This window comes from Rhizobium sp. NZLR1, from assembly GCF_017357385.1.
Taxonomy (GTDB): Bacteria; Pseudomonadota; Alphaproteobacteria; order Rhizobiales; family Rhizobiaceae; genus Rhizobium.
The window spans coordinates 108,086-133,089 of sequence record NZ_CP071632.1; the positions used below are offsets into that span (position 1 = coordinate 108,086).

Consider the following 25,004-nt stretch of genomic DNA (forward strand, 5'->3'; position numbering starts at 1 on the left):
GCAGACAGACAAAGGCCGTGGACTGGCGTGTCCGCGGCGTTAGCGATTCGTTAACGCCTCTTTCCTAAAATTCCCATTAATGTTTATGCATTTCGATGACGCGGCTATTGCGTCATGCGGACAGGAGGATCTGCTGGGATGCAAGGGGGCCGGATGAGCGCGGTCCTTTTATAGAGCCTGCTTTCATCGTCACTTTGCGAAAGGAGCATGCCATGTTGACTCCCGTTCGTGCAGCGTCCAATGCAAGCTTTTCGTCCCAAGGCCAGACTGCGGCGATCGTCGCCGGCGGCCTCGGCCGTTCTGTGATTGCGCCGGCGCCTGTCAATCCCGTCGAAGCCGCCGACCTGAATTCCGCCATTGCCGGCAAGCTCAATATCCTGCTCCTTGCCGCGCGTGAGCGCATGGTCGAAGCCCTTTTCGATGCCATCGATGCCGCCGGCCGCGCGATCTCGCTGGATCGCGGCGAGGACGAGACCAATCTTGCCTTCGCCTCCCGGCTCGCCGATGCCATCCAGCGGCTGCCGGCTCTCAGGATCGACGAGGTCGAGCGCCAATTCACCGCAGAGGGCCATAGCCTGCCGCTCCGGATGATCGCCGCAGCCCTGAAGAACCCCACAGGCCCGGAAGCAGCCCGCATCGTCGCCTATCTGGAAATCGTCCGCTACAAGGATCGCGATCTCGCCGCCCGCGCCGTCGTCCGCTCCTACGGCCAGAACGACGCTTCGCCGATGCGCGCCGAAGCTCGTCCTGAGATCCAACTGCATGAGGATCGTGGGTCTGCCGCCACGCGCCAGCCGGCAGACAAGCTATCCGCGCCGGCCAGTTTGCTGATCGAGGCCGCGGCTCTGGCGACCGCCGAGGAAGTGGTCGTCGCCGAGGCCGTGGACGCAGAAGATCCGGAAACGCAGCAGCCTCAAAACCGGGCTCAGTCCGCGTCGGCGGCGGCAAGCGAGGTCGCCCCGGAAAAATCCGCGCCGCAGGAGATCGAAGCCGCGCCGGCCTTGCCGACCGAAGCCACAGCGACCGAGGACGCGCGGGAAACGCCGGAGGCGTCTGCCATCCAGCCTCGCGCGGTGTTGGAAAAGGGCGATCCCGTCATTCCCAGGAACTGGGCAGGAATTGTCGCTTCGATGACCGAAGAGGTCTCCGCGATGATTGTCACCATCATCGGCGAGCAGGATATTGAAGCCGTCGTGGAGGATGGTCCCGTCGAGGCGGCCGTTGAGATCGATGTGATCCTCGACGAAGCCGTCATCAGCGATGCGACCGAAACCTTGACCAGGCAGCCGGCGGAGTTCGCAGCACCGGATGCGCGCCAGTCCGCAGCGCTTCACCCTTCGCCGATGGATACCGAGATCGTGACTGCGGCTGCCCGTCAGCCGAAAGAGATCGCCGCGCCACCGCCAATGATGCCGATTTCCGAGACGGCCGAGGCGTCCTATCTGCCGCTGGCCGCAAGAATGCCGGAGGGGCTTGCCTATACGCAGCTGCCTTATCAGTTCGCCAAGGATGTTCCGTCGAACGAGAAGGCCGGTGAAACGAGCCACCAGCATCAGCACCACCACGATGGGGCACCGCCAGACCAGCAGCAGGAGGATCAGCAGCAGGCGCAATCGGGCAGCGGGGATGCCACGCCCGATCTGGAAGCTGCCAACGCGGCACCTGAGCGCAGGACGCCGAGGATGATTGATTCCGAGCCGACGCCACATCAGCCAGGCGCGGCCGAAGACCCTGTTTATGCGCTCTATCAGCGCATGGTCGGCTGGGAATAAATTTCCATAATCCAAGTCATCAGGAAGCGTGCAGCGGTTCCGGGATAACGAAATGCATAAAAACCAAGGACCAAAGCGCCGCGCTAGATCAACTTTGATGCGACGCGCTCTAGCCCGAAAATGAAGAACCCGCCGGATCGCTCCGGCGGGTTCTTCAATTCAAAAGGCGGATGCGAGGCTTATTCGCCGCCGCGGTTCTTCAGGGCTGCGCCCAGGATGTCGCCGAGCGAAGCGCCGCTGTCGGACGAACCGAACTGGGCAACGGCTTCCTTCTCTTCCGCAATCTCCAGAGCCTTGATGGACAGCATGATCTTGCGGTCCTTCTTGGAGAAGTTGGTGACGCGGGCGTCGAAGACCTGGCCGACCGAGAAGCGCTCAGGGCGCTGTTCGTCGCGGTCGCGGGCAAGGTCAGCGCGGCGGATGAAGGAAGTGATGTCCTCGTGGTTGACGAGCTTCACTTCAACGCCGCCATCGTTGACTGCGATGACTTCGCAGGAAACGACTGCATTCTTGCGCAGGTCGCCTGATGCAGCGGCGTCGCCGACTGCATCCTTGCCGAGCTGCTTGATGCCGAGCGAGATGCGTTCCTTCTCGACATCGACGTCGAGAACGACGGCCTTGACGACGTCACCCTTGTTGAACTCCTCGATGACCTGTTCGCCCGGACGGTTCCAGTCGAGGTCGGAGAGGTGCACCATGCCGTCGACATCGCCGTCGAGGCCGATGAACAGGCCGAATTCGGTCTTGTTCTTGACTTCGCCTTCGACTTCAGTGCCGGCCGGATGGCTGCGGGCGAATGCTGCCCACGGGTTTTCCAGCGTCTGCTTGAGGCCGAGCGAGATACGGCGCTTGGACGGATCGACTTCGAGAACGACGACTTCGACTTCCTGGGTGGTCGACAGGATCTTGCCGGGGTGAACGTTCTTCTTGGTCCAGGACATTTCCGAGATATGGATCAGGCCTTCGATGCCCGGCTCCAGCTCGACGAACGCACCGTAGTCGGTGATATTCGTAACGGTACCGGAAATCTTCTTGCCTTCCGGATACTTGGCCTGGATGCCATCCCACGGATCGCTCTCGAGCTGCTTCATGCCGAGCGAGATGCGATGGGTTTCCTGGTTGATGCGGATGATCTGAACCTTGACCTGCTGGCCGATGTTCAGGATTTCCGACGGATGGTTCACACGGCGCCATGCCATGTCGGTGACGTGCAGCAGGCCGTCGATGCCGCCGAGGTCGACGAACGCACCGTAATCGGTGATGTTCTTGACAACGCCGTCGACAACCTGGCCTTCTTCGAGGTTCTGAACGATTTCAGAACGCTGCTCGGCACGGGACTCTTCCAGAACCGTACGGCGCGAAACCACGATGTTGCCGCGGCGCTTGTCCATCTTGAGGATTTCGAAGGGCTGCGGGTTATGCATCAGCGGAGTGACGTCGCGGATCGGGCGGATATCGACCTGCGAACGTGGCAGGAAGGCGATCGCACCGTCGAGGTCGACCGTGAAGCCACCCTTGACCTGGTTGAAGATCACACCTTCGACGCGCTCGCCGGCTTCGAACTTGGCTTCGAGCTTGACCCAGCTTTCTTCGCGGCGAGCCTTCTCGCGCGACAGAACTGCTTCGCCGAGCGCGTTTTCGATACGCTCAACGTAAACTTCGACTTCATCGCCAACCTTGAGCTGGCCGTCCTTGGCGCGGGCGCCGAATTCCTTGAGCGCGATGCGGCCTTCGACCTTCAGGCCGACGTCAACAACGGCGACATCCTTTTCGATGCCCGTGACGATACCCTTGGTAACATAGCCTTCGGCCAGATCGTTCTTGGCAAAAGACTCTTCGAGAAGGGCCGCGAAATCCTCGCGAGAGGGAGTAGCTACTGACATAAAATCTCCTGCGTGTCCTGAATAGCGAAGCGGACACGTACGCGCCGGTTGGTTTGCGTTGAACGGGCCTGAACCCAGTCCGCCCTTTTTCACGAGGGCAATCCGGCGCTTGGACGGAATTTCAGGCTGCATTAACAGCGATCCATGCTCCTGAGCATGCAAAATCGCTTCAATTTAGGCATTTCGGCTCAAGACCGCATCGATGATCGATTGTGCAGCTTGAAACGCGGCCTCTATACTCATTTCCGACGTATCAAGCAAGTGCGCATCATCAGCTGGTTTCAAAGGGCTGTCGGCCCGTCCCATGTCGCGTTCGTCGCGCCGTTTGACGTCTTCGAAAATCGCATCGAAATCCGCCGTCGCGCCCTTGCCGAGGATCTCGTCGTAACGGCGTCTTGCGCGGACCTCCGGCGTCGCCGTTACGTAGAATTTGACCGCCGCATCCGGGCAGACGACCGTGCCGATATCACGCCCGTCGAGCACGGTTCCCGGCGCCTTTATCGAAAACCGCCGCTGCGCCTCGACCAGCGCCCGGCGCACCGCCGGCATCACGGCAATCTTCGAGGCGGCTTCGCCGATCTCATGTTTGGAAAGTATATCGCGATCCAATCCAGCGAGTTCAACCTCCCGCGCGATCTTTTCCGCCACCGCCTCGTCGTCGAGCGGCAGGCCGGCGTCGAGCAGCGCCTTGGCTGTGGCGCGATAGGTCAGGCCGGTATCCAGATGATGGAAGCCGTATCGCTCGGCGATGCGGCGCGAAAGCGTGCCCTTGCCGGCCGCCGCCGGGCCATCGATGGCGATGGTGAAGGTCTTCGTTGTCATGTGATCAATCCTGGAGCAGCGGGCTTACAGGCCCTGGCTGGAGCCAAGCATGGCGTAATCATTTGTAAACGCATAGCATTTCCTTCGCAAGGCCGTCCTTTTCGGCGACAATCTTCGCTACGTTCTGCGGCTGCCGCGGCTCGTTACCATACACCCGCCGGCCGGTCATCCGGCGGCGGCGGAAATAGCCTGCGCTCTGATCATAAAGTTTGGCTTTGACATGGGAAGCCACAGCGATTAAGGGGACCGGCTTATAAATTCCGATGGAACGCCGGCTTGATCGGCATTTGCCGAATCTCGCATTCGGCCATTCTCACGAGGCTTATAGTGGCGAAAGCGGAACTTGGAACCAAGCGTACCGATCCGGAAACCGGCAAGAAGTTTTATGATCTGAACCGGGATCCGGTCGTTTCTCCTTATACCGGCAAGTCCTACCCCCTGTCCTTCTTCCAGGAAACCTCGGCGATCGCCGAGGTTGCCGAGGAAGACGAGGTCGCGGAAGTCGATACTGAAAACACCGAAGTCGAACTGGTTTCGCTGGAAGATGCCGATGAGGCCGCAAGCGGCGACGACATCCCCGATATCGGCGATGACGATGTCGAAATCGAAGGCGATGACGACGACGATACCTTCCTCACACCCGACGAAGACGATGACGACGATGACATGAGCGACATCATCGGCGTGACCGGCGACGACGACGAAGTCTGACCACTGCATTTCGGCCCGGTGAGGAAAAAATTCTCCGGGCCGGATTTTTTAGGCTTGCTATCTCCGAAAACCGGAAGTAATAAGCCGCCACTCCGAAGGGCACGCCTTGAGGAGTATCCCAGGACCGGCCCTGCGCCGGACCACCTTGATGGGGCTATAGCTCAGCTGGGAGAGCGCTTGCATGGCATGCAAGAGGTCAGCGGTTCGATCCCGCTTAGCTCCACCACGCTTCGCCCTTACGGGCTTCGCGTGGCGCAGCCGCGAGAAACCGTTAGGCCGAAGCAGTGCCCGGCATAGCCCGAAGGGCGACGACGGGCTGAAACGCTGATGTGGTATGTCTATATTCTCCGCAGCGTCGATTTTCTCGATCAGGAATATACCGGGTCTACCGCAGATCTGAAACAACGGTTCGCCGCTCACAATGCCGGAAAATCCACCCACACGGCCAAATTTGCACCATGGATTTTGTTCTGGTATTGCGCCTTTCCTGACAAACACAAAGCGCTTGAATTCGAAGCATATCTGAAATCGCATTCCGGCAGGGCTTTTGCCAGCAAGAGACTGGTCCAGCCGCATTCGGATCCAGGTAAACTCTAACCGCCCCGCGTCGCCCCGGCAGGCCGCTCCCACAGCCCACCGGCGCCTCGAGCCTCACATCTCGACGATAACCGCTGTCACCGGCTTCATCACCGGCAGCACCAATAGTAAGACGGGAAAGGCGATTGCCCAGGAAAGCGCCCAAGGTGCGTACCCAGCAACGGATCGCCGTCGTTCTGTGAGAACAAGCGAGCCGACCTATGCTCCCTCAGCTGACGGCCGTGCTTCTCTCCGACCTGTCGGCAAAACAGGGCATCACCACTTCTTTCCTGGTGTCTCTCAGAGTAGCATTTCCGAGCGTGGCATCAGCCAACCGCAGTCGTCTTTGCCAATTCCTCAACAAAAGGAATTATCCTTCTGCCGCATCTCAGCGATTCGGCCCCAGGACCCTCCGCAATGACCAGAGCACGACGCCGTCGCCTCATCCGCACCCGACGGACCATGACCGGGATCGCCCTCGTTGGCTCGATTTCGTTTCTTGCCGGCATGACCGATGCGACCGGCCTGCTGCTGACCGGCGATTTCGTCTCCTTCATGACCGGCAATACGACGCGGGCGGCATTGGCCTTGAGCCAGGGCAACCTTTATCACGCGGCGGTACTGATCTCCGCCATTCTGGTTTTCGTGCTCGGCAATGCGGCCGGCATTGTCGTCGCCCATTTTTCGCAACGCCGCATTTTCGTGGTGCTTGGATGCGTCGGCCTCGTCCTGGCACTTGCTTCGATGATGACGATGCAAAACTTGCTGCTGTCGCGCTTCTATTTGATCGTTCTTGCCATGGGCATGGTGAACGCCGCCGTCGAGCAAATCGAGGGCCTGCCGATCGGGCTGACTTATGTCACAGGCGCACTGTCGCGCTTCGGCCGCGGCATCGGCCGCTGGATCATCGGCGATCGCCGTATCGAATGGACGATCCAGATCGTGCCCTGGGGCGGCATGCTGCTCGGGGCGATTGCCGGCGCCCTCGTGACGCGACTGACCGGCGCGTATGCGCTGTGGCTGGTCTCCCTTTTTGCGATGGTGCTTGCGCTTGCCGCCATGTTCATCCCCCGGCCGCTTCAGCGGCGCTTCAACCAGAAGATCGCGCCGCATCGATCGGCCGTCGCGCGGGCGAAATAGAGCCGTCGCATTCCTGTTACCGTCGAATCGGATAGGAAGGACCGCCGCCCATCCTCAAGGAGTAGGTCTTGTTCCTGATTTCGAAGCTCGTCTGGATTTTCGCTCAGCCGTTGTCGCTGGCATTCTTCCTCCTCATCATTGCCCTCATTGCCGGCCTTTTGCGCTGGCGTACCTTAAGTATCCTCGGCGCAGCCGGTTCGGCCCTTATCCTCTTCGTCACGCTCTACACCACGGCCGGCAACCTCATGATGCAGGGTCTCGAGCAGCGCTTCGCCAAGCCCGCCGCCGATCCGGATAGCCTGCAATGCATGATCGTGCTCGGCGGCGCTTTCGAAAACGAGGTGAACACGGCGCGCCATGGCATAGAATTCAACGCCGCGGCCGACCGCTTCGTCGAAGCCCTGCGGCTCGCACAGAAATTTCCGCAGTCGCACATTCTGGTGTCGGGCGGCGACGGCTCGCTCTCGGGCATCTACGAAGGCGATGCGGCGGCATCCGAGCGCTTCTTCCCGCTCTTCGGCGTCGGCAGGGATCGCCTGATCGAGGAGAAGCAATCGCGCACCACCTTCGAAAACGCCGTCAACACCAAGGAATTCCTCGCAAGCCAGGGGCTTGCCAATTGCCTGCTGATCACCTCGGGTTTTCATATGCCGCGCTCCGTCGGCATCTTCCGCAAGCTCGGCATCGATATCGTGCCCTGGCCGACCGATTATCGCACCGACGGTGAGGTGAGGCCGGGGTTGGATTTCACCCAGCCGAGCCTCAACGCCCAGAACATGGCGACGGCGATCCGCGAATGGTACGGCCTGGTCGGCTATTATCTCGCCGGCCGGACATCGGAGCTCTATCCGGGCTGAGTTACTTTTTTGAAATGGTGACGAATTTCGTGCCGCGCACGCGGGCCGTCACCGTGCAGGGATCACCTTCGGTGCGGTCGCAGAAACGCGGATGCATCTTCATTGCCAGCACCATGTTGCCGAAGCGCTGGACGAAGTCGTAGCCATAGATCTGCGCCGTCGCGATCATGAAATAACCGCCTTCCGCCACCTGCAGATAGAAATTATAGGTGCAGCCGTCGTCATTGCACTGCGGCCCCTTCTGCCCGTCGCAGGTCAGCTGGCCCTCGTTGACCACCGCATCGATCAGGCCGTCATTGTTGATGTCCTGCCGGATGATGAAGCCGTCGGCGAACTCGGCCGTCTTGCACTGCTCCTGGAAATGTTTCTTCTCGTAGATCTCCGGATCGGAAATCAGCGATTGCTGGCCGAAGGCGACAGCCGGCGTGAAAAGCAGCAGGACGATATTCAGAACGGCGAGCACCAGCGTTTTCACGGCTTTCCTCTTTTGGATAAAGGCTCTGCAGCCTGATGCATGTCGCCCGAATGTGTGCAGCGGATTTGGGACAACGGCATGCATCGTATAAAGACTTTGGCTTTATGGCGCCGCCGCCTTGCGCCGCCCTTGCCATCATGGTTCTTTCGGCAAAAACATAAGCCGGTTCTGGGGGCCGCATGTCCTTGCTCGTTTATCTCGATTATGCCGGCATTGCGCTGTTTGCTGCGACAGGCGCGCTTGCCGCCTCGCGCAAGCAGCTGGACCTGATCGGCTTTCTGTTTTTCGCCATGGTCACGGGAACGGGCGGCGGCACCGTGCGCGATATCGTGCTCGGTCGCGTGCCGGTCTTTTGGGTGCTGAACCCCGCCTATATCCTCGTCTGCTGCGTCATGGGCATCGTCGTTTTCTTTACCGCCCACCTGCTGGAATCACGCTATCGCCTGCTGATCTGGCTGGATGCGATCGGTCTTGCCGCCTATTGCGTGCTCGGCGCCGCCAAGGGCCTTGCCGCCACCGGTTCGCCGACCATCGCGATCGTAACCGGCACGCTGACGGCGACCTTCGGCGGCATTCTGCGCGATCTGATGGCAAACGAGCCTTCGGTGCTCTTGCGGCCGGAAATATACGTCACCGCAGCCCTCGTCGGCGCCGGTGTGTTCACGCTCGCCAATGCGCTGGGAATGCCGCTCTATCTGGCGTCTGCCTGCGGCGTGGTGGCGGCCTTTGCGGTGCGCGGCGGAGCACTGTGGTTCGGCTGGACCTTCCCGACTTACAGACACAAGCCCGGCCGGCATCCCGACGATGTGATGTGAAGAAGCGGTGTCGTCAGCCCTGCTTCGCCCGCAGACGGATCACCACGTCGACATGGGCGATTTCCATCCCCTCCGGCGGCTCCGGCAGGTTGGCGATCGTCAGGTTGCTGACCGGAATATCGAGTACCTCGTTTTCGCCTTCGACGAAGAAATGGTGGTGGTCGGAAACATTGGTGTCGAAATAGGTCCTGGCGCTCTCGACAGCGAGAACGCGGATGAGACCGGCTTCAGTGAACTGGTGCAGCGTGTTGTAGACCGTTGCCAGCGACACCGGAACGCCGGCTGCAACCGCCTCCTCATGCAGTTCCTCAACGGTCAGGTGCCGGTCGCCCTTGGCAAACAGGAGGTCGCCGAGCGCGACACGCTGGCGGGTGGGGCGCAGGCCCGCGCCGCGCAGCCTTACCTCTATTGCGATCGGGAGTGCACCCGTCATCAAAACCAACTCCGGTTATTCCTGCATAATTCAATCATGTTTCTTCAAGCGGTATAACTTTTGCACCGGAGCCTTTCAATAGTTCAATGGGGACAAGAGCCTGATAAACGCGGCCAAAACGGGCTTTTGACGCAAATAGGTCTGGTCGCAGCCCTGGCCTTCCTGTATGCGACCACCAAATAATAGCGCAAGCTTGGTCCGGGACCGTGAATGAAGCTGCCTTGCTCGTGCTTCATTTTCTGAAGAACCTGGACTACATGTTCATAACCATGGGCTCACGCGGGAGGGAAAAGAAACTTTATGACGACAAGACAATCCAGCTTCTCGTACGACGAACTCATCGCCTGCGCACATGGCGAGCTGTTCGGGCCCGGCAATGCGCAGCTTCCCCTGCCGCCCATGCTGATGGTTCACCGCATCACCGATATTTCCGAAACGGGCGGGACTTTCGACAAGGGTTATCTCAGGGCCGAATACGACGTACGCCCTGACGATTGGTATTTTCCCTGCCATTTCGAAGGCAATCCGATTATGCCGGGCTGCCTCGGCCTTGATGGCATGTGGCAGCTGACCGGCTTCTTCCTGGGCTGGCTCGGCGAGGCAGGCCGCGGCATGGCCCTGTCGACAGGCGAAGTGAAATTCAAGGGCATGGTCCGGCCCCAGACGAAGCTGATCGAATACGGCATCGACTTCAAGCGTGTCATGCGCGGCCGTCTGGTCCTCGGCACGGCCGACGGCTGGCTGAAGGCCGACGGCGAGACCATATACCAGGCGGCCGATCTTCGCGTCGGTCTCTCGAAAGACAAGACGGCCTGAACCGTATCTCAAGCGGCTCACGAAACAAAAAAGGTTTGATCAGATGAGACGGGTAGTTGTCACGGGTCTGGGTGTGGTGTCCTCGATCGGAAACGACGCCGCCGAAGTCACCGAATCCTTGCGGCAGGCAAAGTCCGGTATCTCCTTCTCCAGCGATTTCGCCGAGCACGGCTTCAGGTGCCAGGTCTGGGGCAGCCCCAAGCTCGGTTCGGCGGAGCTGGCCGAACTGGTCGATCGCCGCGCCATGCGCTTCCTGTCGCAGGGCGGCGCCTGGAACCATGTCGCCATGAAGCAGGCACTTGCCGATTCCGGGCTGGAAGAGAAGGACTACGCTCAGAACGAGCGCACCGGCATCATCATGGGCTCCGGCGGTCCGTCCACCCGCACCCTGATCGAGGCGGCCGAGATCACCGTGAAGAACAACAGCCCGAAGCGCATCGGCCCCTTCGCCGTGCCGAAGGCGATGTCCTCGACCGCATCGGCGACGCTTGCCACCTGGTTCAAGATCCACGGCGTCAATTATTCGATCTCGTCTGCCTGCTCGACATCGGCGCATTGCATCGGCAACGCCGCCGAGATGATCCAGTGGGGCAAGCAGGACGTGATGTTCGCCGGCGGCCACGAGGATCTCGATTGGACCATGTCCAACCTCTTCGACGCCATGGGCGCCATGTCCTCCAAGTACAACGATACGCCCGATACCGCTTCGCGCGCCTATGATGTCAACCGCGACGGTTTTGTCATCGCCGGCGGCGCCGGCGTGCTGGTGCTCGAGGAGCTGGAGCACGCCAAGGCCCGCGGCGCCAAGATCTACGCCGAAATCGTCGGCTACGGCGCAACCTCGGATGGCTACGACATGGTCGCCCCCTCGGGCGAGGGCGCCATCCGCTGCATGCGCCAGGCGCTCGCCACCGTCAAAGGCGATGTCGACTACGTCAACACCCACGGCACCTCGACGCCGGTCGGCGACAGCAAGGAAATCGGCGCCATCCGCGAGGTATTCGGCGCCAAGATCCCGCATATTCAGTCGACCAAGTCGCTGACCGGTCATTCGCTCGGCGCTGCCGGCGTGCAGGAATCGATCTATTCCCTGTTGATGATGCAACATGGCTTCATCGGCGAAAGCGCTCATATCTCAGAGCTCGATCCGGAATTCGAAGGCGTGCCGATCGTGCGCAAGCGTATCGACGATGCGAAGATCGATATCGCCCTCTCCAACTCCTTCGGCTTCGGCGGCACCAACGCCACGCTGGTCTTCCAGCGTTATAACGGATAACAACATGTCGGGAATCATGCAGGGTAAGCGCGGCCTCATCATGGGCGTCGCAAACAACCATTCGATCGCCTGGGGGATTTCAAAAGCTCTCGCCGCACAGGGTGCGGAACTCGCCTTCACCTATCAGGGCGATGCGCTGGGCAAGCGCGTCAAGCCGCTGGCTGCCGAAGTCGGCTCGGATTTCGTGCTGCCCTGCGATGTCGAGGACGTCGCCTCGGTCGATACCGTGGTCGACGCGATCAGCGAGCGCTGGGGCAAACTCGATTTCATCGTCCACGCCATCGGTTTTTCCGACAAGAACGAGCTGAAGGGTCTCTACGCCGATACGACGCGGGAGAATTTCAGCCGCACCATGGTCATTTCCTGTTTCTCCTTCACCGAGATCGCCAAGCGCTGTGCTCCGTTGATGGAAGACGGCGGTGCGATGCTGACACTGACCTATAACGGTTCGACGCGCGTGATCCCGAATTACAACGTCATGGGCGTCGCCAAGGCAGCGCTTGAGGCTTCGGTGCGTTATCTCGCCGCCGATTACGGTCCGCGGGGCATCCGCGTCAACGCAATATCAGCCGGCCCGATCCGGACGCTGGCCGGCGCTGGCATCTCCGATGCGCGCGCGATCCTTTCCTGGAACCAGCGCAATGCGCCGCTGCGCAAGTCCGTGACCATCGATCAGGTCGGCGGTTCGGCTCTCTACCTGCTCTCCGACCTTTCCGCCGGCGTCACCGGCGAAATCCATTTCGTCGACGCGGGTTTCAACGTCACCTCCATGCCGACGCTGGACACGTTGCGCAGAGCGGACGTCGAATAGACGCTACTCCGATTTGAAACTCAAAAGGCCGTGCGCAGGTGCGCACGGCCTTTTTTGTTTCGATTGATGAAAGGGGAACGGTTCGAGCCCTAACCCTTACTTCTTCGCCCACAGCACCTTAAAACGGGCGTTGCGGCAGGTTTCACCGCTTTCCCTGAAGTTCGCCGCCAGAACCGGCTCGTAGGGCAGGCCGCGATTGGCGACGAGCATCAGGCGGCCGCCGCCGCGAAGCGCGGATGCGGCAGTCTTGATCATTGCCTGGCCGAGAGCCGGATCGGCGGCGTGCCCTTCGTGGAAGGGCGGGTTCATAATGACGAGATCGTATTTGTCCTTGACCGGCTCTCCCGCCAGATCATGCCAGAAAAAGCGCGCAGGCGCTTTCGGGCAGTTCTCCGCCAGATTATCCCTCGCAGCCTCCAGAGCCGCGTGATCGGCCTCGTAGAGGTCGAGGCGGGTCAGTCCGCGCGACTTCTGCGCCATCTCGACGGAGAGATAACCCCATCCGGCGCCGAAATCCGCAACGTCGCCGGTAAAATCCTGCGGCAGCCGCGAGGCGAGCAGTTCCGACCCGGCATCGATCCGGTCATGCGAGAACATGCCGGCGGTCGCATGGAATCGGCCATCGACGCGCACCGGCGCCTTTACCAGCTTGGAGACGATGTCGTCGCCATCGGTAGGGCGGCCGAACCAGAAAGCGACACCGTGATATTTCGGCATATGGTCGATTGCGAGGTTGAAACCTTCAAGGCGCTTGCGCAGCGGCTGGATGCCGTCTTCCTTGGCGCCGGCAACGACGATCAGGCCGCCGACCCGCGTGCGGGCGATTGCCGCGGCGAGATTGGCCTCGTTCTCGCCCTTGTGCTTCGTGCAGAGCACCAGGGCGGCATCATAGTCCTCGCCGTCGATCTCGGGCTTTGCTTCGATCCGCTGCGCCAGCAGCTGCCGGTAGAGCGGCCGGAAGCCCTGGACGGCGCTGAGCGAGGCGGCAAAGCCGTCCGGCAGCGCAAAGCCGGCCTCGGCGCCGAGGAAGAGCACGCGCTCGCCCTCACTGGGCACCGCGACTGTGTCGCTGGCAAAGGGATGGAACAGGGTCTTCAGCGTCTCGCGGCTCATGGGTCTCGTCTCGTTAAAAGCATGTCGCGCAAAGGTGTTGAGCGGTTTTGCGACCACGACATGCGCAAAACCAGGATACAAAAAGGGCGCGGAAGCATTCCCGCGCCCGGAATTAAATCTGGAAGGCGCGGCTTATTCGGCCGCTTCTTCCTTCTTCTTCTCGTTCGGGATCTCCTGGCCGGTGGCCTGGTCGACAACCTTCATCGACAGGCGAACCTTGCCGCGTTCATCAAAGCCGAGCAGCTTGACCCAGACCTTGTCGCCTTCCTTGACGACGTCCTGCGTCTTGGCAACACGCTCGGAAGCGAGCTGCGAGATGTGGACGAGGCCGTCGCGGGCGCCGAAGAAGTTGACGAAGGCGCCGAAGTCGGCGGTCTTGACGACCGTGCCTTCGTAGACCTGGCCGATCTCGGGCTCGGCAACGATCGAGTGGATCCACTTGCGGGCCGCTTCGATCTCCTTGCCGGAGGAGGAGGCAATCTTGACGGTGCCATCGTCCTCGATGTTGATCTTCGCGCCGGTCTTTTCGACGATTTCGCGAATGACCTTGCCGCCGGAGCCGATGACTTCACGGATCTTGTCGACCGGGATGTTCATGACTTCGATGCGCGGAGCAAATTCGCCGAGCTGGCCGCGGCTTTCGGTGATGGCCTTGGACATTTCGCCGAGAATGTGGGCACGACCGCCCTGGGCCTGGCCAAGGGCGACCTTCATGATCTCTTCGGTGATACCGGCGATCTTGATGTCCATCTGCAGCGAGGTGATGCCGTCGGCGGTCCCTGCAACCTTGAAGTCCATGTCGCCGAGGTGGTCTTCGTCACCGAGAATGTCGGAGAGCACGGCAAAGCGATCGCCTTCCAGGATCAGACCCATGGCGATACCGGCAACCGGCTTTGCCAGCGGAACGCCGGCGTCCATCAGAGCGAGCGAAGTACCGCAGACGGTCGCCATCGAGGACGAGCCGTTCGACTCGGTGATTTCGGAGACGACGCGCAGCGTGTAGGGGAACTGCTCAGGCGTCGGCAGCATCGGACGTATCGCGCGCCATGCGAGCTTGCCGTGGCCGATTTCGCGGCGGCCCGGGGAGCCCATGCGGCCGGTTTCGCCAACCGAGTAGGGAGGGAAGTTGTAATGGAGCAGGAAGCGCTCCTTATACATGCCCGTCAGGCTGTCGACATACTGCTCGTCTTCGCCGGTGCCAAGCGTGGCAACCACGATCGCCTGCGTTTCACCGCGGGTGAACAGCGCTGAACCATGTGTGCGCGGCAGGAGGCCGACTTCCGAAACGATCGGACGAACGGTTTCGAGGTCGCGGCCGTCGATGCGGCTCTTGGTGTCGAGGATGTTCCAGCGAACGATCTTCGCCTGCAGATGCTTGAAGACGGCGCCGATGACTTCGGCGCTGTACTTGGGCTCGACGCCCTCGGGGAAGAAGTGAGACTTAACCTTTGCCTTGACGGCGTCGACGGCTGCATAGCGATCAGCCTTCTGGGTGATCTTGTAGCCTTCGCGCAGTTCAGCTTCAAAATGCTTGAGCATTTCGGCTTCGAGTTCGGAATGGTCTTCCGGCTGGAAATCACGCGGTTCCTTGGCGGCAACTTCGGCGAGCTTGATGATCGCGTCGAGAACCGGCTGGAAGCCCTTGTGGCCGAACATGACGGCGCCGAGCATGACGTCTTCGTTCAGTTCCTTGGCTTCGGACTCGACCATCAGCACGGCGTCGTAGGTGCCGGCGACGACGAGGTCGAGGCTCGATTCGTCCATCTCGTCGAGATGCGGGTTGAGAACATATTCGCCGTTGATGTAGCCGACGCGCGCGCCGCCGACCGGGCCCATGAAGGGAATGCCGGAGAGCGTGAGCGCTGCAGACGCAGCAACCATCGACAATACGTCGGGATCGTTTTCAAGGTCGTGCTGAACGACGGTCACGACGACCTGCGTGTCGTTCTTGTAGCCTTCCGGGAACAGCGGGCGGATCGGGCGGTCGATCAGGCGGGAAACCAGCGTTTCCTTTTCAGACGGACGACCTTCGCGCTTGAAGTAGCCGCCGGGGATCTTGCCGGCTGCGTAGGTCTTTTCCTGATAGTTGACCGTCAGCGGGAAGAAGTCCTGGCCGGGCTTCGGAGCCTTGGCGGAAACGACGGTGGCGAGAACCACGGTTTCGCCATAGGTGGCGAGAACCGCGCCGTCGGCCTGACGGGCTATCTTGCCGGTTTCGAGCTTCAGCGGGCGGCCGGCCCACTCGATTTCGACTGTGTGGGTATTAAACATGACTTGTCCTTCAATGCGGGAGCACGCGCCATCGCCGATATCAAGGCGCAGCGCACAGTCGACCGCAAATAATGTGACGTATCACGGGCAAGACAACGGGAGGCTTTTCATCCTTGGTTTCCTCGATAAATCCGAGGGTCCCTGAGAAAACCAAGCCAAAGCCTCGAGAAGCCTTGGCCGAAAGCATCCGGCAATCCTGCCCCATGACAGGTCAACGGTTGGTTTGGCAGAACCGGCCCATCCGGGTCCGCCGGTCTTTTCCACCGCTTGAAGATAGGGCGCGGCTGGAACATTTCATCGGGAACCATGTCCCGAAACAGATCCGGCGGGCACTTGGAAAGCGCCCGCCGGACAATCTTAGCGGCGGATACCCAGGCTGGAAATCAGCTTGGAATAGCGGCCTTCATCCTTCTTCTTGAGATAATCAAGAAGCGAGCGGCGGCTCGAAACCATCGTCAACAGGCCACGGCGGGAATGGTTATCCTTCTTGTGGTCCTTGAAGTGTCCGGTCAGGTTGTTGATGCGTTCGGTCAGGATCGCGACCTGGACTTCCGGAGAACCGGTATCGCCTTCGACGGTTGCGTATTCCTTGATCAGCGCAGACTTGCGCTCAGCAGTGATCGACATCGGGTGATCCTTTCTAAGAGAGGAGATAAAGGTCGCCAAAAGCCGGGATGTCGTCCAGCTTTGGCCGTGAATGCGAGCAGGCGAACCTGACGCTGGCGCTGCCTATAAACCAAATAAGCAGCGATGGAAAGAGGGGAGCTCCCGCGGCGGTTTTCAGCGGCCCGCCATGGCCTCCCGGATCATTGCATCGTAACCTGCGGGATCCTGCAGCATGGCGAAATGGCTGGCGTCTTTCAGGATCACGAGCTTTGCGCCCGGAATTTCTTTGGCCATCATCTCCGTATGGTCGAGCTTCACGGCTTCATCATGGTCGCCGATGGCGAGCGTGACCGGTATCGTGATCTTTCCAAGGTCCGCCGCCGTCCAGGCCGGCTGTGTCGCCCACATCTCGGAAATCTGGGTGACGAAGGCATCATATTCGTTCGGCGTCGGCGACAGCTTCCGGTACTGTTCACCGGCGACGTTGATGTAGTCGTTGAAGGTCTTGTTTCTCAAGACGTCAGGCTTGACGCCGTCGGTGGTGACATTGGCGGCCTGCGCAATGACGCGCGTCAGCTTTTCCGGATGTTTCATCGCCATGTCGATGCCGATAATGCCGCCGTCGGACCATCCCACCAGCGTCACCTTGCCGATCTGCAAATGGTCGAGAAGCGCGGCATAATCCGATGTCATCAGATCGTAGCCGAAGGGCTGTCGGCTGCGCGTCGAGCGCCCATGTCCGCGGCTGTCGGCAACGATGACCAGATGATCCTTGGCAAAATCGGCGATCTGATGACCCCAGACCTCGGCATTTCCAAGACCTCCATGGATGAAGAGGATCGGGTCGCCTTCACCATATTCGGCGTAATACATCTTGATGTCGTTCACATCGGCCATGCCGCTCGTCTTCGGCACGGGCATTGCAGGAAAGGCCGGGAGCTCGGCCCAGCGCTCGGCGGATTGAGCGCCGGCAACAGTCAGGAACATCGAAAAGAACGTCAGTATGCCGATAGTGGTTGCGCGCATAATCATCCCCTTGTCGGGCCGCCATGGCCCTTCGGGCCGCCACGGCCCGAAAGGAAGATATTGCATCGCTAACGCCTGACAATCGTTAGCTGTACAGACTCAGCCGAAAACCCGCTTCGGGCGAAACTCGCCCTGGCCGATCTCGCCGATCGCAATCAGCCTGCCGCGGGCCGTCGCATAGGCTTCGCTTTCGGCAACCGGCGCATCGCGGCCACGCACGAGGATCGGGTTGCCCATCTTCAGCCGGTGCGCCTGATCGTCGTTGATGACGAGATGGGGCAGGGCGGAAAGCGCCTCGCAGGTGTTGATCAGCAGCGCATCGAGGGCGGCAAGCCGCTCGTCCATATCCTCGATTGCCTCCAGCGCCACAAGGTCTGCGAGCGGCACCATGGCCTCTTCCGCGAACGGCGCGACGAAGGTGCGCCGCAGCCCGGACACGTGGCCATAGCAGCCGAGCTCCCGGCCGAAATCGCGGGCGAGCGCCCTGACATAGGTGCCCTTGCCGCATTCGACTTCGAAATGCGCGGTATTGGCATCCGGGCAGGCGAGCAATGTCAGCCGGAAGATATCGACTTCGCGCGAGGGGATCTCGACAACTTCGCCTTCGCGCGCCAGATCATAGGCGCGTTCACCCGATATCTTGATCGCCGAAAACTGCGGCGGCACCTGGCTGATGGTGCCGATATAGCTGGCTAGGATATCGCGGATCTGCTGTTCGCTCGGGCGTTTGTCCGAGCTTTCGGTCACGTCGCCCTCGAGATCGTCCGTCGCGCGTTCCTCGCCCCAGCTGACCGTGAATTCATAGATTTTGCGGCCGTCCATCACATAGGGAACGGTCTTGGTCGCATCGCCGAGCGCGATCGGCAGCATGCCGGAGGCGAGCGGATCGAGCGTGCCGGCATGACCGGCCTTCTGCGCCTTAAAGAGCCACTTGATCTTGGAAACGGCTTCCGTCGAGCCGAAATCCACCGGCTTGTCGAGGATCAGCCAGCCGGAAATCGGCCGGCCCTTGGGTTTGCGTGGTTTGGACATGCGTCTCTTCTGTTTATTGTTCGTCATTATCGCCGTCGAGGTCGCGTTGCACCTCGGGCGAACGCAGCAGCTCGTCGATTTTCTTGTAGTTGTCAAAGCTGGTATCGTCGCGGAACCGCACCTCCGGCATGTATTTCATCTGCCGAAGCTGTTGCCCGAGCCTGCCGCGGATATACCTCGCATTACGGTTCAACGCCTCGATGACGATGCTGTGGTCGGAAACGCCGAGCGGTGTCACATAGGCGGTGGCCATCTTGAGGTCGGGCGACATGCGCACTTCCGAGATCGAGATCACGGTCGCTTCGATGACGTCGTCGCGCACTTCGCCGCGCTGCAATACCTGGGTGATCGCGGCGCGAACCTGTTCGCCAACGCGCAGCATGCGCTGCGAAGGCGCGGAAGAAGTCGATCTGGTCATTGTTATCTCTATTTGCCGATGCGGCTGGGAATCGAACCCGTCAAAGGAGAGCGTCCATGACTCTTTTGGCAGAAAAGGTCAAGTCGCAGGTACCCGAAAGCCATCCGCCGGCTGGCGAATGGCTTTCGGAAGGCTGATGCTGCGCTCAGCCGCAGCGGTTTAGAGCGTGCGCGTGATATGTTCGACGCGGAAGCACTCGATGACGTCGCCGGCGCGCATATCCTCGTAGTTTTCGAAGGCCATGCCGCACTCCTGGCCCATCGGCACTTCGGACACTTCGTCCTTGAAGCGCTTGAGGGTCTTGAGCTTGCCTTCGTGAACGACGACGTCGTTGCGGATGAGGCGGACGCCTGCGCCACGCTCGACCTTGCCTTCGACGACACGGCAGCCTGCGACCTTGCCGACCTTGGTGATGTTGAACACCTCGAGGATTTCGGCATTGCCGATGAAGGTTTCGCGTCGTTCCGGAGACAAGAGGCCCGACATCGCTGCCTTCACGTCATCCACCAGGTCGTAGATGATGTTGTAGTAGCGGATTTCGATGCCTTCGCGCTCGGCGAACTGACGTGCCTGCGTATTTGCACGAACGTTGAAGCCGATGATGGCCGCGTTCGACGCTTCGGCGAGCGAAATATCCGACTCGGTGATGCCACCGGCGCCCGAATGGACGATGCGGGCGCGGACCTCGTCGGTGCCGAGCTTCTCGAGCGCGCCGGCAATCGCTTCGATCGAGCCCTGCACGTCGCCCTTGATGACCAGCGGGAACTCCTTGATGCCGACGCTCTGGCGCTGCATCATCATCTGTTCCAGCGAACCGCGCTGTCCCGACTGGCGGGCAGCCGCCTTGTCACGGGCAAGACGCTGGCGATATTCCGAGATTTCGCGGGCGCGGCTTTCGCTTTCGACGACGGCGAACTTGTCGCCCGCCTGCGGCGTACCGGAAAGACCGAGAACCTCGACCGGGGTTGCCGGACCTGCTTCCTTCACATGGTCGCCCTTGTCGGTGACAAGCGCGCGCACGCGGCCCCAGACGTCACCGGCGACGATGATCTGGCCCGGACGCAGCGTGCCCTTCTGGACAAGCACGGTCGCGACCGAACCACGGCCGCGATCGAGCTGGGCTTCGATGACGGTACCTTCAGCAGTCCGGTTCGCATTGGCCTTGAGATCGAGAATTTCCGCCTGCAGCAGGATCGCCTCGAGCAGCTTGTCGAGGTTCTTGCCGGTCTTTGCCGAAACTTCGACGTCGAGCACTTCACCGCCCATGGATTCCACGAAGACTTCGTGCTGCAGCAGCTGATTGCGCACCTTCTGCGGATCGGCTTCGTGCTTGTCGACCTTGTTGATCGCAACGATGATCGGAACACCGGCCGCTTTGGCGTGGTTGATCGATTCGATCGTCTGCGGCATCACGCTGTCGTCGGCTGCGACGACCAGGATCGCGATGTCGGTCGCCTGCGCACCGCGGGCACGCATTGCCGTGAAGGCGGCGTGGCCGGGCGTATCGATGAAGGTGATCTTCTGACCGCTCTGCTCCACCTGATAGGCGCCGATATGCTGCGTGATGCCACCGGCTTCGCCGGAAACCACGTTGGCATGACGGATGGCGTCGAGCAGTGAGGTCTTGCCGTGGTCGACATGGCCCATGATGGTGACGACGGGCGGGCGCGAAACCAGTTCGCCATCCTCGTCGGACACGTTGAAGATACCAAGTTCGACGTCGGATTCCGACACGCGCCTGACCGTATGGCCGAATTCGCCGGCGATGAGTTCGGCAAGGTCGGCGTCGATGACGTCGCCCGGCTTCATCATCTGGCCTTCCTTCATCAGGTACTTGATGACGTCGACAGCGCGTTCGGACATGCGCTGCGACAGTTCCTGAATGGTGATGGTCTCTGGCAGAACTACCTCGCGGGAGATCTTCTCGCGGGTTTCCTGCATCTGACCGCGGCGGAACTTCTCCTGCCGGCGGCGCATCGCCGAGAGCGAACGCCCGCGGGCATTGTCGTCGCCGTCGACGTTGGCAGTGGAGATCGTCAGCTTGCCGCGACGGCGCTCTTCATCCGTCTTCGGACGCGTGGTGACCGGCTTTGCCGGTTCCGGGCGAACGACACGGCCACGGACCGGACCACCGCGCGCGGCACCCCGATCTTCTTCTTCCTTTTCGTCGCGACGGCCGCGAACGGCGCCGGGAACGGCAGCGCCCGCTGCCGGACGGGCAGCAGCCGGTGCTCCGGCCGCATCGGGCCGGCGCACAGCTGGTGCCGACGATGCGGTTTGCTGCGGCTGTGGGGCGTCGGCGCTTGCCTCGGCCGGAGCCGGTGCCGCGGCTGCTGGTTCAGCAACGGCGGCGGGCGCCTCAGCCTGTCGGATAGCGTCTTCAGCGGCCCTGCGGGCAGCTTCTTCTGCTTCGGCTGCCTTACGGACAACCTCTTCGGCGGCACGGCGCTTTTCGTCCTCGGCGCGGCGGATCGCATCCTGGGCGTCACGCGCCTGGGCGTCGGCAAGCGCACGGCGGCGGGCGTCCATTTCCTCCGGCGACAGATGGTTCAGCACTACCGGACGCGGACGATCGTTCTGGCGCGGCGCCTGGTGGGACTGCTGCGGACGTTGGTTCGTCTGGTTGTTGTTGCCCTGCTGGATCCGCGGTGCCGGCGTCGGCTGCTGCGGGCGCGCCTGCATAGGCGCAGGCGCCGGTTCGGCAGCACGCACAGGGGCCACCGGAGCGGCAGGTGTGATCGGCTTTTCGTCTTCCGGGCGCATCGGGCGCCGCTTGCGGGTCTCGACGACAACCGCCTTGGTGCGACCTCGACCCATATCCTGGCGAACGGTGCCCTGGCTCATCCCCGATGGTTTCAGGGTAAGCGTCTTTTTGCCCGTCACGCTGATTGTCTTGTCGTCGTTACTATCGGTCATTCGTTCCCGTTCCTTCGGACAGGGAGCGATGACTAGATCAGACCCTGTCGTTCAATACTGTCGATCAATGAGGATGCGACCGGCCGATGCCGGTGACCGCCTCATTGTTTTTGCCGGCCAGCGCCGCCCGCTGCTGCCCGGGACTGACCGCCAATACGGTACTGTTCGAGCATCTTTGCGCGCTTCACTACACCCTCACCCGCCTGCCCTGCAAGCACTGCGGCATGGATAAAAGCATTCTGACCCATCAGGCCTTCCATTTCGCTCTCCGAGAAGAGACGGAAGGAAGGTATCTCCTCCTCGGTCTCCATTCCGAGGTGCCAGGCCTTGCGGGCCTGGTCGATTTTTCGGACGCCGTCGTCCGCTGCATCAGTCGCATGGAACACCGCAAGCGCTGCCCCGCTTCTAACTGCGGCATCCACTTTCGAGGATCCGCTGACGAACTGGCCGGCTTTCCGCCCCATGTTCATCATCTGCATCAATTGCGCCGCGAGCAGCCGATCGACGCTCGCGCCGAGATCGTCTGCCGCCTTCACATCCATTTTCAGCGCGCGGGCGAAGAGTTTCTTCGCCACCGCCCTGTCGACCAGCGACCGGTCGATCTTTACCCAGCATCCGCGTCCCGGAAGCTCGCGCTTCAGGTCGGCGACAATAGTTCCATCGGGAGCGGCAACGAAGCGGATCAGCTCTTCCGGCGATCCGCTTTCGCGCGTCACGATGCACATGCGTCCGTTCACGTCATAACCTGCAAGATCGTCGTCCTCATCAGGGAGAGCGTCCGGCTCATGCGCGGTCATCATACTTCCTGTTCGGCTTCGGCGACCTCTTCTTCGGTCCCCTTAGCCAGGTCCTCTTGCGTGATCCAGCCGGCCGAAAGGCGGGCCTGGACGATCATCTGTTCGGCCTCGACGCGCGAGACGTCGAACTTCGAGAACAGGCCTTCGAACTTCTTCGTTTCGCCGTTCTTGCGTTCCGTCCAGCCGACGAGGTCGTCGGCGGCACAACCGGCAAAGTCCTCGATCGACTTAATGCCGTCTTCGCCGAGCGCCACCATCATCTGGGCGGTGATACCGTCGATTTCGCGCAGCTCGTCCTGAACGCCGAGCGCCTTGCGCTTCTCGTCCATCTCGGCTTCGAGACGCTCGAGGAATTCGCGGGCACGCTGCTGGATTTCCTGCGCCGTCTCTTCGTCGAAACCGTCGATCGAGGAGATTTCGTCGAGATCGACATAAGCCAGTTCTTCGACCGCTGCAAAGCCTTCAGAGGCCAGAACCTGGCCGACCATTTCATCGACGTCGAGCGAATCCATGAACAGGTTGGTACGCTCGTTGAATTCCTTCTGGCGGCGTTCCGATTCCTCGGCCTCCGTCATGATGTCGATGTCCCAGCCGGTCAGCTGCGAGGCGAGCCGGACGTTCTGGCCGCGGCGGCCGATCGCAAGCGACAGCTGCTCGTCGGGAACGACGACTTCGATACGCTCGGCATCCTCGTCGAGAACGACCTTGGCGACTTCGGCCGGCTGCAGGGCATTGACGACGAAGGTCGCCGGGTCCTGCGACCACGGAATGATGTCGATCTTCTCGCCCTGGAGTTCGCCGACGACGGCCTGAACGCGCGAGCCGCGCATACCGACGCAGGCGCCGACCGGATCGATCGAACTATCGTTCGAGATCACGGCGATCTTGGCGCGCGAGCCCGGATCGCGGGCGACCGACTTCACCTGGATGATGCCGTCGTAAATCTCGGGCACTTCCATGGTGAACAGCTTCACCATGAACTGCGGATGCGTACGCGACAGGAAAATCTGCGGGCCGCGCTGCTCGCGACGGACATCATAAACATAGGCACGGACGCGATCGCCATAGCGGACGTTTTCGCGCGGGATCATTTCGTCGCGGCGGATGATGCCTTCGCCACGGCCGAGATCGACGATGACATTGCCATATTCGACGCGCTTGACGGTGCCGTTGACGATTTCGCCGACGCGATCCTTGAATTCGTCGAACTGGCGGTCGCGCTCGGCTTCACGCACCTTCTGCACGATCACCTGCTTGGCGGACTGTGCGGCGATGCGGCCGAAATCCATTGGCGGCAGCGGATCGGCGATGAAATCGCCGAGTGCGGCGTCCGGGTTGCGGTCGCGGGCAAGCTCCAGCGGGATCTGCGTCGAATAATCCTCAGCCTTGTCGACAACTTCGAGCAGGCGCTGCAGACGGATTTCGCCGGTCTTCGGATTGATATCGGCCCGGATGTTGGACTCGGTGCCGTAACGGGAGCGTGCCGCCTTCTGGATGGCGTCGGCCATTGCGGCCAGCACGATCTCGCGGTCGATGACCTTTTCGCGCGCCACTGCATCTGCGATCTGCAGAAGTTCGAGCCGGTTCGCACTGACTGCCATTGTCTTGTTTCTCCGTCTTTACTCCAGGGTTCCCGTCCCTGTAGCGGTCTGTTGATCGGTTATTCCTGGTCGTCCGCTTCGTTCTGGTTGGCGGCCTCGGCTTTCGCCAGCTTATCGGCGCGCAACGCGTCGCGGATCAGGTCGTCGGTCAGAATGAGCTTCGCATCGCTAAGCGCCGTGAAGGGAATGGTGACCTTCTGCTCTTCCCCGTAAGCGACCTGGTCACGCTCGAGCGTGAAACCATCGACGCCTGCTTCGACGATCTTGCCGCGGAAGCGCTTGCGATTGTCGATCAAGATCGACGTCTCGCATTTCACAAGGTGGCCCTGCCAGCGGACGAAATCGGATTTCCGCACCATCGGACGGTCGATGCCGGGCGAAGACACTTCGAGATGATACTCTTTATCGACCGGATCTTCCACATCGAGGACAGGAGAAATCGCCATCGAGACTTCTTCGCAGTCCTGAACCGTCATCGTCCCGTCGTTGCGTTCGGCCATCACCTGCATCGTCACGCCGTTCTGGTTCAGCATGCGGACGCGGATAAGCCGGAAGCCGATGCCGATGAGGACAGGTTCGATGATATCGGCAAGACGCTGGTCGAGCCCGGTTTCGGTAATCAGCCGCGGCTCAAGTTCGTTGCCTGCGTTTGTCATGTCCGACAAGCGGTGCGCTCCTCGCAATTTCATGCTTTTTAGGGATCGCGCTAATAAAAAAGAGCGGGTCCTTGCGGCCCACTCTTCATCAAGCGATCAAGAATTTGAGAGCCATATAGTCGGGTTTTTCCGAAATTGCAAGGTCTGCGGCTGATTCCGCCAATTCGTGTCGGGTGACGTC

Annotated in this window: 23 protein-coding genes and 1 tRNA gene; 10 read left to right on the forward strand and 14 right to left on the reverse strand. The window is 61.0% G+C overall.

Annotated features, from left to right (window positions below; translation table 11 throughout):
- Nucleotides 1–212: 212 nt before the first annotated feature.
- A complete protein-coding gene (locus tag J3O30_RS00500) occupies nt 213–1,772 on the forward strand; it encodes a hypothetical protein (protein WP_207582394.1) in 1,560 nt (519 codons plus the stop codon).
- Between the two features lie 179 nt (nt 1,773–1,951).
- Here J3O30_RS00500 and rpsA read toward each other — a convergent pair whose 3' ends face one another.
- Nucleotides 1,952–3,655 (reverse strand): 30S ribosomal protein S1, encoded by a 1,704-nt coding sequence (gene rpsA / locus J3O30_RS00505; RefSeq protein ID WP_007634197.1) that lies wholly within the window; start codon nt 3,653–3,655, stop codon nt 1,952–1,954.
- A 174-nt stretch (nt 3,656–3,829) separates the two neighbouring features.
- Nucleotides 3,830–4,477 carry a (d)CMP kinase gene (gene cmk, locus J3O30_RS00510; RefSeq protein WP_207582395.1) on the reverse strand — a complete coding sequence of 216 codons (648 nt, stop codon included), beginning with the start codon at nt 4,475–4,477 and terminating at the stop codon, nt 3,830–3,832.
- Nucleotides 4,478–4,804: 327 nt separating this feature from the next.
- On the opposite strand from cmk, the gene J3O30_RS00515 reads away from it, so the two are divergent.
- The 5 genes from J3O30_RS00515 (at nt 4,805) to J3O30_RS00535 (ending at nt 7,761) form a co-directional block, all read left to right on the forward strand.
- The gene (locus tag J3O30_RS00515) at nt 4,805–5,188 is read left to right on the forward strand and encodes a TIGR02300 family protein (RefSeq protein ID WP_207582396.1); all 384 of its coding nucleotides are present in this window, start codon (nt 4,805–4,807) and stop codon (nt 5,186–5,188) included.
- A 150-nt stretch (nt 5,189–5,338) separates the two neighbouring features.
- Nucleotides 5,339–5,414 (forward strand) — tRNA-Ala (locus J3O30_RS00520).
- A 101-nt stretch (nt 5,415–5,515) separates the two neighbouring features.
- Nucleotides 5,516–5,785 (forward strand): GIY-YIG nuclease family protein, encoded by a 270-nt coding sequence (locus J3O30_RS00525; protein WP_207582397.1) that lies wholly within the window; start codon nt 5,516–5,518, stop codon nt 5,783–5,785.
- A 396-nt stretch (nt 5,786–6,181) separates the two neighbouring features.
- Nucleotides 6,182–6,904 (forward strand): YoaK family protein, encoded by a 723-nt coding sequence (locus tag J3O30_RS00530; RefSeq protein WP_207582398.1) that lies wholly within the window; start codon nt 6,182–6,184, stop codon nt 6,902–6,904.
- A 68-nt stretch (nt 6,905–6,972) separates the two neighbouring features.
- Nucleotides 6,973–7,761: a YdcF family protein gene (locus J3O30_RS00535; protein WP_207582399.1), complete on the forward strand. Its 789-nt coding sequence runs from the start codon at nt 6,973–6,975 to the stop codon at nt 7,759–7,761.
- Between the two features lies 1 nt (nt 7,762).
- Here J3O30_RS00535 and J3O30_RS00540 read toward each other — a convergent pair whose 3' ends face one another.
- Nucleotides 7,763–8,236 (reverse strand): hypothetical protein, encoded by a 474-nt coding sequence (locus J3O30_RS00540; protein WP_207582400.1) that lies wholly within the window; start codon nt 8,234–8,236, stop codon nt 7,763–7,765.
- A gap of 179 nt (nt 8,237–8,415) precedes the next feature.
- On the opposite strand from J3O30_RS00540, the gene J3O30_RS00545 reads away from it, so the two are divergent.
- Nucleotides 8,416–9,051, forward strand: a complete 636-nt coding sequence (locus J3O30_RS00545; RefSeq protein WP_207582401.1) for a trimeric intracellular cation channel family protein — start codon at nt 8,416–8,418, stop codon at nt 9,049–9,051.
- A gap of 13 nt (nt 9,052–9,064) precedes the next feature.
- Here J3O30_RS00545 and irrA read toward each other — a convergent pair whose 3' ends face one another.
- Nucleotides 9,065–9,484, reverse strand: a complete 420-nt coding sequence (irrA, locus tag J3O30_RS00550) for an iron response transcriptional regulator IrrA (RefSeq protein WP_164006019.1) — start codon at nt 9,482–9,484, stop codon at nt 9,065–9,067.
- A 300-nt stretch (nt 9,485–9,784) separates the two neighbouring features.
- Between irrA and fabA the strand changes: the two genes are divergently transcribed.
- From fabA to fabI, 3 genes are read left to right on the forward strand one after another with little or no spacing between them, the layout of a single operon-like run.
- Entirely contained in the window at nt 9,785–10,300 is a 516-nt protein-coding gene (gene fabA, locus J3O30_RS00555) for a 3-hydroxyacyl-[acyl-carrier-protein] dehydratase FabA (RefSeq protein ID WP_007634186.1), read from the forward strand.
- Nucleotides 10,301–10,343: 43 nt separating this feature from the next.
- A complete protein-coding gene (gene fabB, locus J3O30_RS00560; protein ID WP_207582402.1) occupies nt 10,344–11,576 on the forward strand; it encodes a beta-ketoacyl-ACP synthase I in 1,233 nt (410 codons plus the stop codon).
- Nucleotides 11,577–11,580: 4 nt separating this feature from the next.
- Nucleotides 11,581–12,387, forward strand: a complete 807-nt coding sequence (fabI, locus tag J3O30_RS00565) for an enoyl-ACP reductase FabI (RefSeq protein WP_207582403.1) — start codon at nt 11,581–11,583, stop codon at nt 12,385–12,387.
- A 96-nt stretch (nt 12,388–12,483) separates the two neighbouring features.
- Here the strand turns inward: fabI and J3O30_RS00570 are convergent, their stop codons facing one another.
- From J3O30_RS00570 to rimP, 10 genes are all read right to left on the reverse strand, one after another.
- Nucleotides 12,484–13,500 carry a class I SAM-dependent methyltransferase gene (locus J3O30_RS00570; protein WP_207582404.1) on the reverse strand — a complete coding sequence of 339 codons (1,017 nt, stop codon included), beginning with the start codon at nt 13,498–13,500 and terminating at the stop codon, nt 12,484–12,486.
- Between the two features lie 132 nt (nt 13,501–13,632).
- Nucleotides 13,633–15,771, reverse strand: coding sequence for a polyribonucleotide nucleotidyltransferase (gene pnp, locus J3O30_RS00575; protein ID WP_207582405.1), 2,139 nt, complete (start codon nt 15,769–15,771; stop codon nt 13,633–13,635).
- 357 nt (nt 15,772–16,128) lie between these two features.
- Entirely contained in the window at nt 16,129–16,398 is a 270-nt protein-coding gene (gene rpsO / locus J3O30_RS00580) for a 30S ribosomal protein S15 (protein ID WP_007634179.1), read from the reverse strand.
- Nucleotides 16,399–16,551: 153 nt separating this feature from the next.
- On the reverse strand, nt 16,552–17,403 hold the full coding sequence (locus tag J3O30_RS00585) for an alpha/beta hydrolase (RefSeq protein ID WP_207582406.1): 852 nt from the start codon (nt 17,401–17,403) through the stop codon (nt 16,552–16,554).
- A gap of 99 nt (nt 17,404–17,502) precedes the next feature.
- The gene (gene truB, locus J3O30_RS00590) at nt 17,503–18,435 is read right to left on the reverse strand and encodes a tRNA pseudouridine(55) synthase TruB (RefSeq protein ID WP_207582407.1); all 933 of its coding nucleotides are present in this window, start codon (nt 18,433–18,435) and stop codon (nt 17,503–17,505) included.
- 13 nt (nt 18,436–18,448) lie between these two features.
- Nucleotides 18,449–18,853, reverse strand: a complete 405-nt coding sequence (gene rbfA / locus J3O30_RS00595; protein ID WP_164006026.1) for a 30S ribosome-binding factor RbfA — start codon at nt 18,851–18,853, stop codon at nt 18,449–18,451.
- Between the two features lie 159 nt (nt 18,854–19,012).
- A complete protein-coding gene (gene infB / locus J3O30_RS00600) occupies nt 19,013–21,769 on the reverse strand; it encodes a translation initiation factor IF-2 (protein ID WP_207582408.1) in 2,757 nt (918 codons plus the stop codon).
- A gap of 101 nt (nt 21,770–21,870) precedes the next feature.
- Entirely contained in the window at nt 21,871–22,569 is a 699-nt protein-coding gene (locus J3O30_RS00605; protein ID WP_207582409.1) for an RNA-binding protein, read from the reverse strand.
- Nucleotides 22,566–24,167, reverse strand: coding sequence for a transcription termination factor NusA (gene nusA / locus J3O30_RS00610; RefSeq protein ID WP_207582410.1), 1,602 nt, complete (start codon nt 24,165–24,167; stop codon nt 22,566–22,568). Before nusA ends, J3O30_RS00605 begins: the two co-directional genes overlap by 4 nt.
- 59 nt (nt 24,168–24,226) lie before the next feature.
- The gene (gene rimP / locus J3O30_RS00615) at nt 24,227–24,832 is read right to left on the reverse strand and encodes a ribosome maturation factor RimP (protein ID WP_012559489.1); all 606 of its coding nucleotides are present in this window, start codon (nt 24,830–24,832) and stop codon (nt 24,227–24,229) included.
- Between the last annotated feature and the right edge of the window lie 172 nt (nt 24,833–25,004).